Genomic DNA, 16362 nt, shown 5'->3' with positions numbered 1-16362 from the left:
GTCACGCGTGATCGGGGAACCGCCGAACCTCAGAAACCCCGGTCCCGGCAGAGGCGGATCCAGCGGTATCCGTGGCCGGAGACCTTCACCGCGCCGAGCTTGCCCAACTCGCCGTAGCCACGGTCGGCGAGCACGTCGATCGGCAGGTCGGCCTCGGGCTCAAGGCTGCTGAGGTCCACCTCGACGTCGTCGGTGCCCAGGTTGTGCACGAAGACCATCGTCCCGGTCGGCCCGTCGGCCCGGTGCGCGAGCACGCCGGGCGGCATCGCCACGTCGATGTGGGTCGTCGACCCAGAGCCGATCTCCGGCGCCTCCCGCAGCGTACGGATCATGCGCTCGAACCAGCCGAGCAACGACTTCGGGTCGCCCCGCTGGGCGGTGACGTTGACGTTCTGGTAGCCGAAGTCACCCTTGTCGATCACCGGACGGACCAGCTTCTCCGGGTCCGCCGTGGAGAAGCCGGCATTCGGCTGGTACGACCACTGCATCGGGGTACGGATCGCCTCCCGACCGGGCAGCGACAGGTCCTCGCCCATCCCGATCTCCTCGCCGTAGCGCAGCACCGGCGTGCCGCGCATCGAGAACTGCAGGGCGTACGCCAGCTCGATGCGCCGCCGGTCGTTGCCGAGCATCGGGGCGAGCCGGCGACGGATGCCCCGGTCGTAGATGCGCATGTTCTCGTCCGGGCCGAACTGCGCGTACACCTGGTTGCGCTGTTCGGTCGTCAGCCGGGACAGGTCGATCTCGTCGTGGTTGCGCAGGAAGGTGGCCCACTGCCCGCCGACCGGCAGCTTCGGGGTGTCGTGCAACGCGTCGATCAGCGGTTCCGGGTCCTCGCGGGCCAGGGCGAGCATGAGTCGACCGTTGAGCATGAAGTCGAAGAGCATGTGGATCCGGTTGCCGGAGCCGCTGGCGTCGCCGAAGAACGTCGGTAGCTGGTCCGGCTCGACGTTCGCCTCGGCCAGCAGGACGGCGTCGCCGCGCCGCCACTGGACGTGCTGGCGCATCTCGGTGAGGAACTCGAAGTCCTTCGGGGAGTTCGGGTTGCCCGGCTCGGTCAGCTCGATGATGAACGGCACGGCGTCCATTCGGAAGCCGGAGACACCGAGCTGGAGCCAGAACGACATGATCTTCTTGACCTCGGCCCGGACCTCCGGGTTCGCGAAGTTGAGGTCCGGCTGGAACTTGTAGAACCGGTGGTAGAACCAGGCCTTGGCGGTGCGGTCGTAGCTCCAGGTCTCCTTCTGCTCGCCGGGAAAGACCATGCCCTGGTGCCGGTCGTCCGGCTCGCCGTCGGACCAGACGAACCAGTCGCGGTACGGCGAGTCCGGCGAGGAACGGGCGGACTGGAACCACGGGTGCTCGTCGGAGGTGTGGTTGACCACCAGGTCGATGATCACGCGGATGCCCCGGTTCTGCGCCTGGTGCAACAGCTCGGCGAAGTCGCCGAGGGTGCCGAAGCGCGGGTCCACGTTGTAGAAGTCGGTGACGTCGTAGCCGTCGTCGCGGTTGGGCGACGGGTGGATCGGGTGCAACCACAGGCAGGTCACGCCGAGCCGGGCCAGGTAGTCCAGCCTCCCGATCAACCCGCGGATGTCACCGACCCCGTCACCGTCCGAGTCGGCGTACGTGTCGATGTCGAGGCAGTAGACGACGGCTTCGGAATACCAACGGTCACCCATGCCGGAGGAACATCTCCGATCGATCATCGCGGCAAACCCTTGGTTATCGTTCCGGTCATGGGAGACGACCTCGTACCACCGAGCGAGCCGTTGGACTGGTCCCGGGGCGCCTGGCTGCACCCGCCGGTACGCGTCGAGGAGGGCCCGGCCGGCGAGCTGGTGGTCGAGCCGGCCGCGAACAGCGACTTCTGGCGCAAGACCAGCTACGGCTTCGTCCACGACAACGGTCCGGCCCTGCTGGCACCGCTGCCGGTGGGCACCGCCATGGAGGTGGGCTTCCGGCTCGACTTCTCGGCGCAGTTCGACCAGGCCGGTGCGTTCGTGCGCGTCGACGAACACACCTGGACCAAGGCCGGCGTCGAGGTCAGCGACGGCGAGGTGCAGCTCGGCGCGGTGGTGACCCGGGAGTTCTCCGACTGGTCGGTGGGGCCGGTGCCGGAGTGGGCGGGCCGGGAGGTGACCGTCCGGGTCAGCCGGGCCGGCGACGCGCTGACCATCCGCGCCCGGGTCGACGGCGAGCCGTGGCGACTGGTCCGGCTCGCCCCGCTGGACCCGACGGCCGACGCCCTCGCCGGCCCGTTCTGCTGCGCTCCCTCCCGCGCTGGGCTGAGGGTGACGTTCACCGGCTGGCGACAGGGGCCGGCGGACACCGCGCTGCACCCGGAGCACTGAGCCCAGGTGTAGTTCGGGTGCCGGTGGGTATCACCATCCGATCCCCGACGGCCCACCCGGAAGGACGACCCATGGCGTACGCCCAGGCTGGCGACCCGTCCGAGTTCACCGGGTTGACCGGCTGGGTGGCCTCGGTGATCGAGGTGATGGGTCCGGTCGGAGTGGCGCTGCTGGTGGCGTTGGAGAGCATCGTTCCGCCGATCCCCAGCGAGATCGTGCTGGCGCTCGCCGGCTTCCTGGCCCACGAGGGCGAGTTCAACGTCTTCCTCGTGGTGCTCGCCGCGACCGTCGGTTCGCTGATCGGCGCGTTGGTCCTCTACTGGCTCGGCGCGGCGCTCGGCGAGGACCGGCTCAAGCGCTGGTTGGACCACATCCCGTTGGTGGACAGCGACGACCTGGAGAAGGCCGACAGGTGGTTCGAGCGGCACGGTCGGTGGGCGGTGCTGATCGGCCGGGTGGTGCCGGTGGTCCGCAGCCTCGTCTCCGTGCCGGCCGGGGCCAATCGGATGCCGCTGGGCGAGTTCATCCTGCTCACCACGATCGGCAGCGGGGTGTGGAACGGTCTCATCGTGGGGGCGGGTTACGCCCTCGGGAGCCGTTGGCAGGACGTCGAACGCTACAGCGACTGGTTCAACTACGCGATCGTCGCGGTCTTCGTGGTGATGGTGGCCAGTTGGGTGATCCGTAAGCTCCGCAAGCGCCGGGACCGCGACGACCGGCGGTCGGTGACCGCCGGTCGCTGATCCGCGTTACCGCCGAGCCGGCGACGGAACCGCCTGCGGGCGGCGAAGCACCGCCTGCTCGATGGCCGACCACACGCTCGTGGTCACCAGGTAGATCACGGCGGCGAGCGGCAGCACCAGCGCCACCAGCACCGTCGTGAACGGCAGCAGGGGCAGCAACCGGCCGAGCGTGGCCGCTCCCGGCCCCTCGGTCGGCGTACCGGCCACCGTGCCCGCCGCCGCCGACGCCCGGCGTGCCCGTCGCGACGACCACCACGCCACCGCCAGCAACACCACCAGCAGTACGCCGAAGAGCCCTCCGGCCGCACCGGCCAGCCCGTCGCTGAGATGGTGCCCCAGCGGCACGCCGGCCAACCGCTCGTCCAGCAACCCGGTGCCGCCCTCGCTGGTGCTGAACAACCGGTACAGCACCAGCAGGAACGGCGCCTGGAGGAGCAACGGCAGACAGCCGGCGATCGGGTTCGCGCCGGCCTCGCGGTACAACGCGAACACCTCACGCTGAAGCGTCGCCGGGTCGTCGGCGTACCGCTGCTGTAGGTCCCGCACCCGCGGGGCGAGCGCGGCGCGGCGCCGCTCGCCGCGGACCTGCGCGACGGTCAGCGGCGAGATCAGCAGCCGGACCGCGATGGTGAAGAGCACGATGGCGGCGGCGGTCGCCGCGCCGCCGGCCAGTGGTTCGAGCAGCTCGGTGAGCCAGGACAGCGCGCTGCCGGCAGCGCCGACAGCGTCGTGCAGTGGTGCGAAGGCAAGCATGGGAAACCCCTCGGTCCGATTCCGGTGAGGCCCTCCCCCGGGCGGCATCCGCTCAGCAAGGGGGGCCGGTGACGGCGGGATCGGCCGCGCGGCGGCGAGGCGCTACGCGGCCGAGGGGTGCCCCGGAGCACGGGGACGAGGGCGACCGGCCGCATCCGGGTCGATCTGACGGGGCATTCGGCGACTTCGGGAGCGGGCCCGCAGACCGGCCCACCGCGGCCCCGTACCGGGCGCGCCCGCCCGGTCGCGCACCCGGGCCGCCAGCACCACCGCGAGCAGCACCAGGGCGGTCAACGCAGCGCCCGCGAGCAGGTCGGCCGGTCGGCCCGCGAGCAGGGTGAGCTGGGCGAACGCGGACACCCACGCGACCCCGACATAGCCCAGCAGCACCGGCACGGGCCCAGCATAGGACCCGCTGTCACGTCACCCGGTCGAATCCGGCGGCCCGTCCCGAGCACGACGCGCCGACGCCACGTTTCCCGGCATCGCCACGTTGGGTAACCAACGGCAGACCAACGCGGAGAGACCGCCAACGGTAGGAACGGACGGGTGATGTCGATGACCGGTCAGGTGGCGGAGGCGCCCAGCGACATGGCTGCGGCGACCGGATTGCTCACCGTGGGTGTCGAGGAGGAGTTCCTGCTCGTCGACCCGCACACCGGGGCTGCGGTTCCGGCCGTGGATCTGGTCATGGAGCAGGTCCCGGCCGAACTCCGTGGACAGGTGGAACGGGAGTTCCAGACCAGTCAGATCGAGATCGGCAGCCCACCCGGCCTGGAGCTCTCGTCGATCCGGCACTCCCTGGGCGTACTGCGTCGGGCGCTCTCCGACGCCGCCGAGCGGGCCGGCGTACGCCTGCTCGCCATCGGCACCGGCCCGGTGGACGGCCCGGTGCCGCCGGTGGTGGACAAGCCCCGCTTCGACCTGATGATCGAGCGGTTCCGGCTGCTCGTTCCCGGCCCGGGCAACAACGGAATGCACGTGCACGTCGGGGTGCCCGACCCGGACACCGGCGTGCAGGTGCTCAACCACGTACGGCCGTGGCTGCCCTTGTTGCACGCGGTGACCACCAACTCGCCGTTCGCCCGTGGCGAGGACACCGGCTACGCCAGTTGGCGCTCGGTGGAGTGGGAGCGCTGGCCGTCGGTGGCGCCGACGCCGTTTCTGGAGTCGCACGAGCACTACCAGCGGCTGATCCGCCAGTTGATCTCCAGTGGGGTGATGCTCGACGAGGGGATGCTCTACTGGTACGCGCGCCTGTCGGCGAAGTACCCGACGGTGGAACTGCGGATCGGTGACGTCTGCCCGTCGGTGGACGACGCGGTGCTGGTCGCCGCACTGGTCCGGGCGTTGGTGGCCACCGCCATGGCGGATGTCGACGCCGGCCGGCCGGCGTTGCGGACCGACCATCACCTGCTGGTCGGGGCGCACTGGCGGGCCGCCCACGACGGCCTGGAAGGCGAGGCCGTCGACGTCACCAACGGTGAGCTGCGCCCGGCCTGGGAGCTGTTGGACCGGTTCGTGGAGCGGATGCGCCCGGCGCTGGAGGAGCACGGCGACTGGGCCGAGGTGACGGACCTGCTGGGTGGGCTGCGTCGACACGGCAGCGGCGCGGCACGGCAGCGGGCGGTGTTCGAACGCACCGGCCGGCTCACCGACGTGGTGCAGGACGTCGCGCGGCAGACCCGCGGCTGAACACCGCGTGACAGGATGAACCCGTGGCGCAACGGCTGATCGTCATCGGCGGGGACGCCGCCGGAATGTCGGCGGCGTCCCAGGCCCGACGCCGGCGCGCCCGCGCCGACCTGGAGATCGTGGTCTTCGAGCGGGGCCACTTCACCTCCTACTCGGCCTGTGGCATCCCGTACTGGATCAGTGGGCTGGTGCCCGGCCCCGAGGCGTTGATCGCCCGGGGTCCGCAGATCTTCCGCACCGAGCACGAGATGGACGTCCGGATGCGCCACGAGGTCACGACCATCGACCTGGAACGTCGCGAGGTGGTGGCCCGGGACCTGGCGGGCGGCGGCGAGGTCCGCCAGCGCTTCGACGACCTGATGTACGCCACCGGCGCGGTGCCGGTGAAGCCGTCGTGGGCGGTCACCGACGCGGGTGGCGTGTTCGGCATGCAGACCCTCGACGACGGTGCGGCGCTGCGCGACTGGCTGGACGCCGACCCGCAGCCGCGCCGGGCCGTGGTGATCGGCGGCGGGTACATCGGCGTCGAGATCGCCGAGGCCATGATCCAACGCGGCCTCTCGGTGACCCTGGTGGAAGCGGGCGAGCAGCCCATGTCGACGGTGGACGCCGACATGGGCGAGCTGGTCGCCGAGGCCATGCGTGGCCTCGGCATCACGATCCGCACCGGCCTGCCGGTGACCGGCCTTGAGGAGCGGGACGGCCGGGTGTCCGCCGTGGTCACCGCCGCGGGGCCGATCCCGGCCGACGTCGTGGTCCTGGGCCTCGGCGTACGCCCCAACACCGCGCTCGCCGAGGCGGCCGGGTTGCCCCTCGGACCGACCGGCGCGGTCCGGGTCGACCGTCGGATGCGGGTGCCCGGTCTCACCGGGGTCTGGGCGGCCGGCGACTGCGTGGAGACCCTGCACCGGGTCAGCAGGCTGCCGGTGCACGTGCCGCTCGGCACGCACGCCAACAAGCAGGGCCGGGTCGCCGGGACCAACATCGGCGGCGGGTACGCCACCTTCACGGGTGTGATCGGCACGGCGGTGACCAAGGTATGCGACCTGGAGGTCGGCCGGACGGGTCTGCGCGAACGCGACGCAATTGCTGCCGGCTTCGAGTTCGTCTCGGTGATCGCCGAGTCGACCAACCGGGCCGGCTACTACCCGGGTTCCCGGCCGATGACGGTCAAGCTGATCGCCGAGCGCCCCAGCGGCCGGTTGCTCGGCGCGCAGATCGTCGGTTGGTCCGAGGCGGCCAAACGGATCGACACGCTGGCCGTAGCGTTGTGGAACGGCATGACGGTGGACGATATGACGCAGCTGGACCTGGGTTACGCTCCGCCATACGCGCCGGTGTGGGATCCGGTGCTGATCGCCGCCCGAAAAGCGGTCGACGCGCTCGCCGCGCTCGGCCGTTGACCCGCGCCCGCCGTGGAGGACCACCCCGTGACCCAGACCCCGACCCGGCCGACCGCGCGTCGGCGTCCCACGATGGTCGACGTGGCCCGACGCGCCGACGTCAGCCTGAAGACGGTCTCCCGGGTCGTCAACGACGAACCGGTGGGGCAGGAGTTGGTAGGCCGCGTGCTGGCCGCCATCGCCGAGCTGGGCTTCCGGCGCAACGACATCGCTCGTAACCTGCGCTCCCGGCAGCTCAATGCCACCGTCGGGCTGCTGATCGAGGAGATCGCCAACCCGTTCTACGCGACCATCGCCAGCGTCGCCGCCGAGATCGCCGCCGCCCACGGCACCATGCTGATCACCGCGTCGTCCGAGGAGGACCCGGAGCGGGAGCGCGCCCTGCTCCAGGATTTCACCCAGCGCCGGGTCGACGGCCTGCTGGTGGTGCCGGCCGGCCTCGACCACTCGTTCCTGCGTCGTGAGGTCGAGCTGGGCATGCCGGTGGTGTTCCTGGACCGGCCGCCGCAGGGGCTGCAGGCCGATGCCGTGCTGTTGGACAACCGGGGCGGCAGCCACACAGCCGTGAGCGCGCTGCTCGGCGAGGGGCACCGGCGGGTGGGGCTGCTACTCGGAGCGCCGAGCGTGCCCACGATGCGTGAGCGGCTGGCCGGGGCACGGGCGGCCCTGGACACCGCTGGGGTCGAGCCGGACGAGTCGCTGGTCCGTGAGCGGCTCATCGCTCCCGAGGAGGCCGGGCGGGCGGTCGCCACCCTGCTCGACCTCCCGAAGCCGCCCACCGCGTTCTTCTGTGCCAACAACCGGCTCACCGTCGGCGCGCTCCAGGAGCTGCACCGGCGGGGCAGTGACGCCGCGCTGGTCGGCTTCGACGACTTCGAGCTGGCCCACCTGATGCCCCGACCGCTGACCGTCGTCGCCTACGACACCCGGGAGCTGGCGAGGGTAGCCACCGAACGCCTCTTCCAAAGAATCGCCGGAGACGACACCCCACCCTCCACGACGGTCCTCCCCACCACCCTGCTGAAGCGCGGCCTGACCCCCTAACCCCACCTGCTCCCCGCGATCTTGCACTTGCTGTCGACGACTCGCGTAGGTTGCGCCTTTTGCCGGGACAGAATGTGCAAGATCGCGGAGAGGTGGGGTCAGATTGCGGGGCTGAGCAAGGCTTCGACCTCGGCGCGAGTTGGTGGGTTGGCGCCTCGGCGGGCGCAGGTCAGCGCGGCCACCGTGGCAGCCTGCCGGAGCACCGCACCCCACTGCTGCGGGGTCACCTCGGCGAGCCGGTCGGCCGGCCGGTCACCGAGCGCGTCGAGGTCGGCCAGCGCAGCCAGCAGGCCACCGGTGAACGAGTCGCCGGCACCGACGGTGTCGACCACGGTGGTCCGGACGGCCGGCTCCTCGTACAGCGAGCCGTCGGGCGCGAGCAACCAGGCGCCCTCCCCGCCCCGGGTCACCACGGCACAGGACACGCCGGCCGCCCGCCATTCGGTCATCACGTCACCCAGCGAACGCTCCGGGTAGAGCCAGGCCAGGTCCTCGTCGCTGGCCTTGACCAGGTGCGCGAGGCGAATCTGTCGGCGTACCCGCTCCTGCTCCGCCGCCCGGTCCGTGACGATGCTCGGGCGAAGGTTGAGGTCGATGGAGACGGTGAGCCCGTCCCGTTGGCGTTCCCGGGCGAGCAGGCCCTCCAGCGCCTCCGCGCCGGGCGCCAACGCGAGCGCGAGGGATCCGGTGTGCAGCGCGATCGCCGATGATCCGGCCAGCTCGGGCAGCTCCTGCGGCGTCCACTGCCAGTCCGCCGCACCGGCCAGCCGGAATTCGTAGCTGGCCTGGCCGGCGGCGTTCAGGGTGGCCACCGCCACCGACGTGGGCTCCTCGGCGCGGACCGCCCATCCCAGGTCCACTCGGTTCGCGCTCAGGTGCTCGACGAGTTGCCGACCGTACTCGTCACTGGCGAGCCGGGCGAGCAGCCGTACCGGCTGGTCGAGCCGGGCCAGTGTGACCGCGACGTTGGCCGGCGAGCCACCCGGCACCGCCCGCTGCCCCTCGGCGGTGACGACCAGGTCGATCAGCGCCTCACCCGCGACGACGATCACGCGGTCACCTCCCCCGGTGCGAGCGGGCCGGGGCCACCGAGCCCAACGGCCGCGCGGGACAGCAGAACCGCCTGGTACGCGTGGTAGACGTCCGGCCGGCCGTGCCAGACCGTGCCGGCGGGCAGGTTCTGCGCGTCCAACTCGTGCCGCCATCCGGTCTGGTCGATGAGATAGCGGCGGGCGTACGCCCAGAAGACCTGGTACCAGTCGAGGTAGACCGCGTCCCCGGTGCGGCGGTGCAGGGTGATCGCCGCCCCGATGGCCTCGGCGAGGACCCAGTGCATGCGGGAGCGCACCACCGGCCGGTCGTCCCAGTCGATCGTGTAGACGAAGCCGTCCGCGCCGTCGACCGCCCAGCCGCGACGCACGGCGGCCGCGAACAGGGCGCGGGCGTCGGCGAGCAGCCAGCGGGGTGGCTGCGGCAGCACCGCCTCCAACTCCAGCAGCAGCCTCGCCCATTCCAGCCAGTGCCCGATTGTGGAGCCGTACGGCCGGAACGGGTCGGCGGGCTGGTCCCGGTTGTAGTCGGGCAGCGGCGTCCAGTCGGTGGTGAAGTGCTCGGGCAGCCGCCAGTCGTGCCGGGCCGCCTCACCGTGCACGAGGTGGGTGGCGATCTGCAGGGCCCGGTCGGCCCAGCTCGCGTCGCCGGTGGCGGCGGTCGCGGCGAGGAACGCCTCGACCATGTGCATGCTGCTGTTGGCGCCCCGGTAGTCCTCGGTGACCGTCCAGTCGCGGTTCCACGATTCGCGGACCGCGCCGGCGTCGTCGTCCCAGAACCGGTCCCGTACGACGGCCAGCACGTCGGCGAGCAGCAGGTCCGCGCCGGGCCGTCCGGCGCGCGCGGCGCTGGAGGCGGCGAGCAGCACGAACGCGTGGTCGTAGCCGGACTTGCGATCGTTGACGGGCGCTCCCTGCTGGTCCACCGCGCCGAACCAGCCGCCGTACCGGTCGTCGCGCAGCAGCGTGCTGAGCGCGGCGACGCCGTGGTCGACCAGGGCGGCGGCGTCCGGGTCGCCGTTGCGGTGGGCGAGGGCGGCCACGTGGGTCATCCGGCAGGTGATCCAGGTGTGGATCGGTTCGCCGCGATCCGGGGTGCGGTCGTCGGTCAACCACCAGAAGCCGCCCTCGGGTCGGACCGAGCGGCGGGCGGTGTCGAGCAGCGTCCGGGTCTGGTCGACGAGAAAGTCGTCCAGATCGGGCAGGTCTGGCGACCCCGCCGGAGCGGGGGTCGTTGCGGCGTCGGATCGGGGGACGTCGGTCATCTCAGCTGGTCACCGTCGGGTAGGAAAGGGACATACGGCCAGGATCGGCGGACAGACCGGGTCCGCGCCGGGAAACCGTCAACGGGACACCGCGAAACGGGCGCGGCCGGGAGAGGATCATCCGCACAGTCCCTTCCCTTTTGTCCGTTGACATCGTTGTCACCGCTCAACCCTGCTCCGGCAGCCGGCCGACTGTCAATTCCGGCTACGTCACACCGCCCCGGGACAGCCCCGCTCAGTAGTAGTCGTCGATCGGCTGACGCGCCTCGTCGAACAGCGCCGGCCCCTCGTAGCGGACCGGGGGCAGCGCCGGGGTGGCCGGCTTGACCTCCTCGAACTGCTCGCTGGACAGGGCGTACACCACCCGCCCGAGGCCGGACCGGTCGATCGCTGTCGCGCACATCGCGCAGGGCTGGCAACTGGTGAACATGGTGGTGCCGGCAGCCACCTCGGGAGGAAGCTCCCGAGCCGCCCACACGGCCAGCTTCAACTCCGGATGGGCACTGATGTCCGCGTCGGAGACCACTGTGTTGTGGTCCTCGATCAGGACGACACCGGCCGCGTCGACCAGCAACGAACCGAACGGCCGTTGGCCGGACGCCCCGGCCCGCCTGGCGATTTCCACGGCCTGGCGGAGAAACTTCTCGTCGTCGGGGGTCATCGATCCTCCTGAGATTTGTGGTGAGCGGCCACGGCGGCGAGTGTCCGCCAGGCGCGTTCGGGCTGGCGGATCTCGGTCAGGTCGCCGTTGAACGGGTCGAGCACGACCGTCTCCGCGCCGAGCAGGCGGATCTGGTCGATGTCGCCGATGATCTGGTCGATGGTGCCGACACCGGCGAGCCGGTCCGGGGCGGTGATCGGTTCAGGGGCCTCCCGCAGTGCGATGCGCGGCATCAACGCGGGCACCGGGCGACCCAGTTCGTCGGCGATGGCCTTCAGCCGCACGGTCGCCTCGGCCAGCCATCCGGGCGTGACCCGCAGCGGGTGCCAGGCGTCACCGAGCAGTACCGCGCGACGCATGCCGGCTTCGCTGTTGCCGCCGACCCAGATCGGGATCGCATCCGTGTCGTAGTCGTCGGTGTTCTGCCAGGCGTCACGCATGGTGCGCAGGTAATCATCGGTCAGCGCGCCGCGCCGCCGGAACGGCACGCCGAGCGCCTCGAACTCCTGCTGCGCCCAGCCGACGCCGACGCCGAGGACGAGCCGGCCGCCGCTGAGCCGGTTGAGGTTCGCCGCCATCCGGGCGGTGAGCAGCGGGTGCCGGTACGGGACGATGAGCACCGTGGTGCCCAGCCGGACCCGGGAGGTCACCCCGGCCAGCCAGGACAGCGTGGTGAACGGCTCGTAGAACGGCGCCGGATACTGCTTGGCGACGTCCGGGGTCACCGCGATGTGGTCGGAGACCATCAGCAGGTCGAACCCAAGGCCCTCGACCGTCTGCGCCCACTGTCGCAGCACGTCGGGGTCGGTACCCGGGGCAAAGTTCGGTACGTTCACGCCAATTTGCACGGGTTATACGCTAGTCAGCGTGGCGCCGCGCGGGAACACCGTGATCCCTGCCTTCGCTGGCCTTTGCCGTGAATCCGCCGGTAGATTGGCCGGATGGCCGAGAATCTTGATGATCTCGATTGGTCGATCCTGATCGAGTTGCAGGGCGACGGCCGCCTGCCGATCACCGAGCTCAGCCGCCGGGTCAAGCTGAGCGCGTCGGCCACCAGCGAGCGGGTGAGGCGGCTGGAGGCGACCGGCGTGATCAGCGGCTACCGCGCCGAGGTCGACCTGTCCAGGGCGGGCTTCGCCGTGCTCGCGGTGATCCGACTGAAATACCCCGGCAGTCGGCACGAACCGCTGCACCGGCTCCTGGATCAACGGTCGGAGATCCTGGAGTGCCTGCGCACCACCGGGGACGACTGTTACGTGCTGAAGGTGGCCGCGACGTCGATGGCGCACCTCGAACAGGTCGTCAACGATCTCGCCGGGTTCGGCAGCACCACCACCAATGTGGTCTACAGCGCCACACTGCCCTATCGCGGCCCGCGCCTGACGCCACCCCGCTCCTGACCCAGACCCACCAGAGCGCGGTGGATGCTCCACGATGGCCGGATGGATCTACCTGAGGGACTTGACTGGGTACGTGCGTCACCGGCGGGCCGGGCCTGGATCGCCACACTCCCGACCTGGTTGGCGGAGTGCACCGAGCGGTGGTCGCTACGACTCGGCCCGCCCTTCGGGTACGCCTACGCCTCCCTGGCGCTCCCTGCCCACCTGCCCGACGGCACGCCGGTGGTGCTGAAGCTCCAGTACCCCGACGAGGAGAGCCGGCACGAGGCTGATGCGCTGGCCCACTGGGACGGCGACGGAGCGGTCCGTCTGCTCGCCCACGACCCACACCGGCGCGCCCTGCTGCTGGAACGCTGCCAGCCCGGCACTCCCCTGCACGACCTTCCACTGGACCCGGCACTGGACGCGATGACCGGGCTGCTCCCCCGACTCTGGCGGCCGGCCGGCACGCCGTTCACCCCGCTGGCGCAGGAGGCCGCGGGCTGGATCGACCGGATGCCCCGGGCCTGGGAACGGGCCGGCCGGCCGTACGAGCGGCGGCTGCTCGACGCGGCGCTCGACCTGCTCGGCGGCCTGGCGTCGAGTCAGGGCGAGCAGGTGCTGGTCAACCAGGACCTGCACGCCGGCAACGTGCTCGCCGCCGACCGGGGGCCGTGGCTGGCGATCGACCCGAAGCCGCTGACCGGGGAGCGTGAGTTCTCGGTGGTGCCGCTGGTGCGCGGCCCGGAGTTGGGCCACTCACCGGCCGCCGTCCAGCACCGGTTGGCCCGGCTCAGCACCGAGCTGGGGCTGGACCGGGAGCGGGTCCGGGGTTGGACGATCGGGCACACGCTGGCCTGGAGCATCTCCGACGACATCGTCTCCCCGGAGAACATCGAGGTGGTCCGCTGGCTGCTCGACGGCGACTGAGGCCCGGCACCCGGGCGGGCGGTTCAGCCGACCTGGCAGGTACGGCACCAGTAGAGGTTGCGACCGGCCAACTCGCCACGGCTGACCTCGGTCCCGCAGACGTGGCAGGGCGCTCCCGGGCGGCGGTAGACGTACACCTCGCCACCGTGCCGATCCACCCGCGCCGGCCGGCCCATCGCCTCCGGCAGGTGCGCGTCGCGAACCGTGTCGATCCGGCCCTGCTCCACCGCGAGCCGCATCAGCCCGACCAGATCGGCCCAGAGCGCGTCCCAGCCGGTTCTGGTCAGCTGCCGGCCCGGCATCGTGGGCGGCAGCCCCGCTCGGAACAGCGCCTCGGTCACGAAGATCAACCCGGTGCCGGCCACCACCGACTGGTCCAGCAGCAGGGCGGCGAGGGGCGTGGGGCTGCGCGAGATCCGGGCGTACGCCCGCTCCGGGTCGGCGTCACCGCGCAGCGGGTCCGGCCCGAGACGGTCCCGCAGCGCGGCCACCTCGGGCGGGGTGAGCAGCTCACAGGCCGTGGGCCCGCGCAGGTCCAGCCAGTGCCGGTCGCTGGCCAGCCGCAGCCGCAGCTGACCGACCGGCTCCGGCGGCTCCCCCGGCCCGTCGGTGAACTTGCCGTACAACCCGAGGTGTACGTGCAGGGTCAGCTCGCCGGCGTAGTGGTGCAGCAGGTGCTTGCCGTACGCCTCGGTGCCCTCCAGCACGGTCCCGGAGAGCCGGGCGGCACCTTCGGCGAAACGACCCTGCGGGCTCGCGGCGTGCAGCTTGTCCCCGGCGAACAGCTCGGCGTGCCGGGCCGCCAGGCGATGGATCGTGTGTCCCTCTGGCACAGGTGCCAAGGATAGCCAGCCCCACCCGCCGACCCGCGCACCGATCGCCCCAGGTCCCGCCCCGGTCCGCCCCGGTCCGCCCCTGGTCCGGCCCCGACCCCGGCCTGGTCCAGTCCCGGTCCCGGTCCCGCCCCGGGCTTGATCGACTCGGGTTTCAGAAAACCGGGGGGTTCCGATGAGCGGGACACCCCGGTTTTCAGGAACGCGAGTCGATCGAGGTGGACTAGCGCCCCTGGCGGGACGGTCAGCCCTGGCGCTGCCCCTTGACGCCGCTCACGAACGCGGCCCAGGTGGACGGGGCGAAGGTCAGCGCCGGGCCGGTCGGGTCCTTGCTGTCCCGTACGCCCACGACGCCGCGCAGGTTGGCGGCCACCTCGACGCAGTTGCCGCCGCTCCCGCCGCTGCGGGTGCTCTTGCGCCAAGTGGCACCGGCAAGGTCAGTCATGATGCTCCTCGATGATCGAAGTGATCATTTTCTCTGATTCTGCCTCACCCGGCGCGAGCTCTTCCAGGTCCGACCAGACATGTTCGTAGGCGGCCACCTCGGCCGGCTTGTCCAGATAGAGCGCTCCGGTGATGTTCTCGACGTAGACGGTGGTCGGCTCGGTCGACGCCCTGCCGAACGCCTGCGGGAAGGCCAGCAGGACGAAGGTGCCGCTCTCGCTGGCCAGCGGCGGACCGGCCGCGAGCGGCAACACCCGCAAACTCACGTTGGGCAGCGCGGCCACGTCAAGCAGGTGTCGCAACTGCTGGGCCATCGCCCGCCGGTCGGGGATCGTGCGCCGCAGCACGGCCTCGCTCAGGACGACCCTCAGGGTGGGCGCGGTGGGCAGCCGGCGCACGAGGATGCCCTGCCGTTGCAGCCGCACCTCCACCAGCTTTTCCCGATCCTCTGCGCGCATCGTCGGATTCTTCCGGCGGAACAGCTCGCTGGCGTACTCCCGGGTTTGCAGAAGCCCGGGGATCAACTCGGCGTCATATTGGCGCAGCGCGGAGGCCGACGATTCCAGGCCGACGTACAGCGAGAACCACGACGGGACGACATCACCGTACGAATGCCACCAACCCCGGGCGCGAGTCTCTTTCGCGAGGCCGGCGACGATCTCCCCCATGGTATCGGTCACCCGATAGAGAGCGCACATCGCTCGGGCGTCCACCACGCGCACCGGGACCAACCCCTTCTCGATGCGCCACACCTTCTGCCGTGAGCAGTCCAGCGCCTCGGCCGCCGCGTCCAACGTCACCGAGGCATCCTCGCGGAGCTGCGTGAGCAGCCGTCCGAGCTGCCGCCGAGGGACCGTGGAACCGCTTGTTTCATCCGTCATGCAACATCACCGCTCTCCTCCTGCAACACCTAACGTTTCGCCCCGTACGCCTTTATTCACCATTCCTCGTGCGTCAATACGACCTGAGGCTAGGACGGGTTGGGACATTGCACAAGGTGGCCAGTGTGGAACATGCTGTCACGCGTCAGGAACTCCCAGGAATGGCGTCGAGAATGGCGTCGACAATAGCCCGCTGCCGCACACACGCGTATTAGCCGTGGCCGGTGTGACGCTATTTTCGGGAAGGACGCCACCGTGCGCGTGTCGTACAACAAATACCTCTTGGTCACCGCGCTGACCCTCGCCCGCCGCCACCGGCCTGTCTGGAGCTGGACGCGCTGGCGCACGGTGTGCCAATGCGGCGCGGAACTGCCCTGCCGGGCCCGCCACCGCATCCCGATCAACCGTGGGCACTGGCCGACGTGACCGAACTGAAGCCCGGCGACCTGCTGCTGATCGGCGCGGCGTGCTCGGTGCAGTTCGCCGGTGATCGGGCGCTGCGCCTCCGACTGGTGAGTGTGGACCCGCGCCCGACCTACCACGGCTGGGTCTGGCTAACGGGTTACGCACTGAACGACAAGGGCATTGCCGTCGACAAGCGCGAGGTGTTCGTGCAGCAGGCCGGCGTTCGGGTGCCCCGCGTCGCGCCCGGCACCCGTGCCCCGCGCCGCGCGCCCGCACCCGCACCCGCACCCGCACCCGCACCGAGCAGGTCGACGCGATCCGCCGCTGATCGACACGGGTCCGCCGCTGATCGACATGGGTTCAAGGAAACCGGGGTGTCCAGCTAGGGCGGGACACCCCGGTTTTCAAGAACGCGAGTGGATCAAACCCAGGGCCGGTCAAGCCCAAGGCCGGTCAAGGCAGGGCCGGTCAAGGCCGATCTCGGAGGCCGTACCCAGGATTGGTGTCAGGAAACGCCCAGGTG

General features: G+C 71.1%; 18 protein-coding genes. 8 read left to right on the top strand and 10 right to left on the bottom strand.

The genetic code is table 11. From position 1 onward, the window contains the following. Positions 1–29 precede the first annotated feature (29 nt). Positions 30–1682: an alpha-amylase family protein gene (locus V6U86_RS11290; RefSeq protein WP_334502254.1), complete on the bottom strand. Its 1653-nt coding sequence runs from the start codon at positions 1680–1682 to the stop codon at positions 30–32. 57 nt (positions 1683–1739) lie between these two features. Between V6U86_RS11290 and V6U86_RS11285 the strand changes: the two genes are divergently transcribed. Beyond that, complete coding sequence (locus V6U86_RS11285) at positions 1740–2354, top strand: DUF1349 domain-containing protein (protein ID WP_334501728.1); 615 nt, start codon at positions 1740–1742, stop codon at positions 2352–2354. A gap of 71 nt (positions 2355–2425) precedes the next feature. Beyond that, positions 2426–3097: a DedA family protein gene (locus V6U86_RS11280; protein WP_334501726.1), complete on the top strand. Its 672-nt coding sequence runs from the start codon at positions 2426–2428 to the stop codon at positions 3095–3097. 6 nt (positions 3098–3103) lie between these two features. On the opposite strand, the gene V6U86_RS11275 is transcribed toward V6U86_RS11280, so the two are convergent. Together V6U86_RS11275 and V6U86_RS11270 are read right to left on the bottom strand one after the other, a co-directional pair. Further along, positions 3104–3850, bottom strand: coding sequence for a YidC/Oxa1 family membrane protein insertase (locus V6U86_RS11275; protein WP_334501724.1), 747 nt, complete (start codon positions 3848–3850; stop codon positions 3104–3106). Positions 3851–3952: 102 nt separating this feature from the next. Then, on the bottom strand, positions 3953–4246 hold the full coding sequence (locus V6U86_RS11270) for a DUF6412 domain-containing protein (protein WP_334501722.1): 294 nt from the start codon (positions 4244–4246) through the stop codon (positions 3953–3955). A gap of 156 nt (positions 4247–4402) precedes the next feature. Between V6U86_RS11270 and V6U86_RS11265 the strand changes: the two genes are divergently transcribed. From V6U86_RS11265 to V6U86_RS11255, 3 genes are read left to right on the top strand one after another with little or no spacing between them, the layout of a single operon-like run. After that, on the top strand, positions 4403–5545 hold the full coding sequence (locus tag V6U86_RS11265; RefSeq protein WP_442934923.1) for a carboxylate-amine ligase: 1143 nt from the start codon (positions 4403–4405) through the stop codon (positions 5543–5545). Positions 5546–5568: 23 nt separating this feature from the next. Continuing rightward, positions 5569–6948 carry an FAD-dependent oxidoreductase gene (locus V6U86_RS11260; protein WP_334501717.1) on the top strand — a complete coding sequence of 460 codons (1380 nt, stop codon included), beginning with the start codon at positions 5569–5571 and terminating at the stop codon, positions 6946–6948. Positions 6949–6975: 27 nt separating this feature from the next. Then, positions 6976–7992 (top strand): LacI family DNA-binding transcriptional regulator, encoded by a 1017-nt coding sequence (locus V6U86_RS11255; RefSeq protein WP_442934922.1) that lies wholly within the window; start codon positions 6976–6978, stop codon positions 7990–7992. A gap of 98 nt (positions 7993–8090) precedes the next feature. Here the strand turns inward: V6U86_RS11255 and V6U86_RS11250 are convergent, their stop codons facing one another. The 4 genes from V6U86_RS11250 to V6U86_RS11235 form a co-directional block, all read right to left on the bottom strand. Next, complete coding sequence (locus V6U86_RS11250; RefSeq protein WP_334501715.1) at positions 8091–9044, bottom strand: carbohydrate kinase family protein; 954 nt, start codon at positions 9042–9044, stop codon at positions 8091–8093. Further along, positions 9041–10306 carry an AGE family epimerase/isomerase gene (locus V6U86_RS11245; protein WP_334501713.1) on the bottom strand — a complete coding sequence of 422 codons (1266 nt, stop codon included), beginning with the start codon at positions 10304–10306 and terminating at the stop codon, positions 9041–9043. The genes V6U86_RS11250 and V6U86_RS11245 overlap by 4 nt, the downstream gene beginning before the upstream one ends. A 235-nt stretch (positions 10307–10541) precedes the next feature. Continuing rightward, complete coding sequence (locus V6U86_RS11240; protein ID WP_334501711.1) at positions 10542–10967, bottom strand: nucleoside deaminase; 426 nt, start codon at positions 10965–10967, stop codon at positions 10542–10544. Beyond that, positions 10964–11815: an LLM class flavin-dependent oxidoreductase gene (locus V6U86_RS11235; protein WP_334501709.1), complete on the bottom strand. Its 852-nt coding sequence runs from the start codon at positions 11813–11815 to the stop codon at positions 10964–10966. Before V6U86_RS11235 ends, V6U86_RS11240 begins: the two co-directional genes overlap by 4 nt. 93 nt (positions 11816–11908) lie before the next feature. Between V6U86_RS11235 and V6U86_RS11230 the strand changes: the two genes are divergently transcribed. Both V6U86_RS11230 and V6U86_RS11225 read left to right on the top strand, forming a co-directional pair. Further along, positions 11909–12367 (top strand): Lrp/AsnC family transcriptional regulator, encoded by a 459-nt coding sequence (locus V6U86_RS11230; RefSeq protein WP_334501707.1) that lies wholly within the window; start codon positions 11909–11911, stop codon positions 12365–12367. A 42-nt stretch (positions 12368–12409) separates the two neighbouring features. Continuing rightward, a complete protein-coding gene (locus tag V6U86_RS11225) occupies positions 12410–13276 on the top strand; it encodes an aminoglycoside phosphotransferase family protein (RefSeq protein WP_334501705.1) in 867 nt (288 codons plus the stop codon). 23 nt (positions 13277–13299) lie between these two features. Here the strand turns inward: V6U86_RS11225 and V6U86_RS11220 are convergent, their stop codons facing one another. The 3 genes from V6U86_RS11220 to V6U86_RS11210 all read right to left on the bottom strand — a co-directional run bounded on the left by V6U86_RS11220 (position 13300) and on the right by V6U86_RS11210 (position 15434). Then, positions 13300–14109: an Fpg/Nei family DNA glycosylase gene (locus V6U86_RS11220; RefSeq protein ID WP_334501702.1), complete on the bottom strand. Its 810-nt coding sequence runs from the start codon at positions 14107–14109 to the stop codon at positions 13300–13302. Between the two features lie 244 nt (positions 14110–14353). Next, on the bottom strand, positions 14354–14554 hold the full coding sequence (locus V6U86_RS11215; RefSeq protein ID WP_334501699.1) for a DUF397 domain-containing protein: 201 nt from the start codon (positions 14552–14554) through the stop codon (positions 14354–14356). After that, a complete protein-coding gene (locus V6U86_RS11210; RefSeq protein ID WP_334501697.1) occupies positions 14547–15434 on the bottom strand; it encodes a helix-turn-helix domain-containing protein in 888 nt (295 codons plus the stop codon). Before V6U86_RS11210 ends, V6U86_RS11215 begins: the two co-directional genes overlap by 8 nt. 356 nt (positions 15435–15790) lie before the next feature. Between V6U86_RS11210 and V6U86_RS11205 the strand changes: the two genes are divergently transcribed. Further along, positions 15791–16225: a hypothetical protein gene (locus V6U86_RS11205; protein WP_334501695.1), complete on the top strand. Its 435-nt coding sequence runs from the start codon at positions 15791–15793 to the stop codon at positions 16223–16225. Positions 16226–16362: the final 137 nt, after the last annotated feature.

The organism is Micromonospora sp. CPCC 205558, from assembly GCF_036902955.1.
Lineage (GTDB): Bacteria > Actinomycetota > Actinomycetes > Mycobacteriales > Micromonosporaceae > Micromonospora.
The sequence above is the reverse complement of the archived record's forward strand: the minus strand, read 5'-3'. Positions and strand labels throughout refer to the sequence as shown.

Bases quoted from the DNA above. Each gene is read 5' to 3' on its own strand.
- V6U86_RS11215 (WP_334501699.1), bottom strand. From the start codon at position 14,554: ATGACTGACCTTGCCGGTGCCACTTGGCGCAAGAGCACCCGCAGCGGC.
- V6U86_RS11285 (WP_334501728.1), top strand. From the start codon at position 1,740: ATGGGAGACGACCTCGTACCACCGAGCGAGCCGTTGGACTGGTCCCGG.
- V6U86_RS11205 (WP_334501695.1), top strand. From the start codon at position 15,791: ATGCGGCGCGGAACTGCCCTGCCGGGCCCGCCACCGCATCCCGATCAA.
- V6U86_RS11290 (WP_334502254.1), bottom strand. From the start codon at position 1,682: ATGGGTGACCGTTGGTATTCCGAAGCCGTCGTCTACTGCCTCGACATC.
- V6U86_RS11240 (WP_334501711.1), bottom strand. From the start codon at position 10,967: ATGACCCCCGACGACGAGAAGTTTCTCCGCCAGGCCGTGGAAATCGCC.
- V6U86_RS11275 (WP_334501724.1), bottom strand. From the start codon at position 3,850: ATGCTTGCCTTCGCACCACTGCACGACGCTGTCGGCGCTGCCGGCAGC.
- V6U86_RS11230 (WP_334501707.1), top strand. From the start codon at position 11,909: ATGGCCGAGAATCTTGATGATCTCGATTGGTCGATCCTGATCGAGTTG.
- V6U86_RS11280 (WP_334501726.1), top strand. From the start codon at position 2,426: ATGGCGTACGCCCAGGCTGGCGACCCGTCCGAGTTCACCGGGTTGACC.
- V6U86_RS11225 (WP_334501705.1), top strand. From the start codon at position 12,410: ATGGATCTACCTGAGGGACTTGACTGGGTACGTGCGTCACCGGCGGGC.
- V6U86_RS11210 (WP_334501697.1), bottom strand. From the start codon at position 15,434: ATGACGGATGAAACAAGCGGTTCCACGGTCCCTCGGCGGCAGCTCGGA.
- V6U86_RS11265 (WP_442934923.1), top strand. From the start codon at position 4,403: ATGTCGATGACCGGTCAGGTGGCGGAGGCGCCCAGCGACATGGCTGCG.
- V6U86_RS11245 (WP_334501713.1), bottom strand. From the start codon at position 10,306: ATGACCGACGTCCCCCGATCCGACGCCGCAACGACCCCCGCTCCGGCG.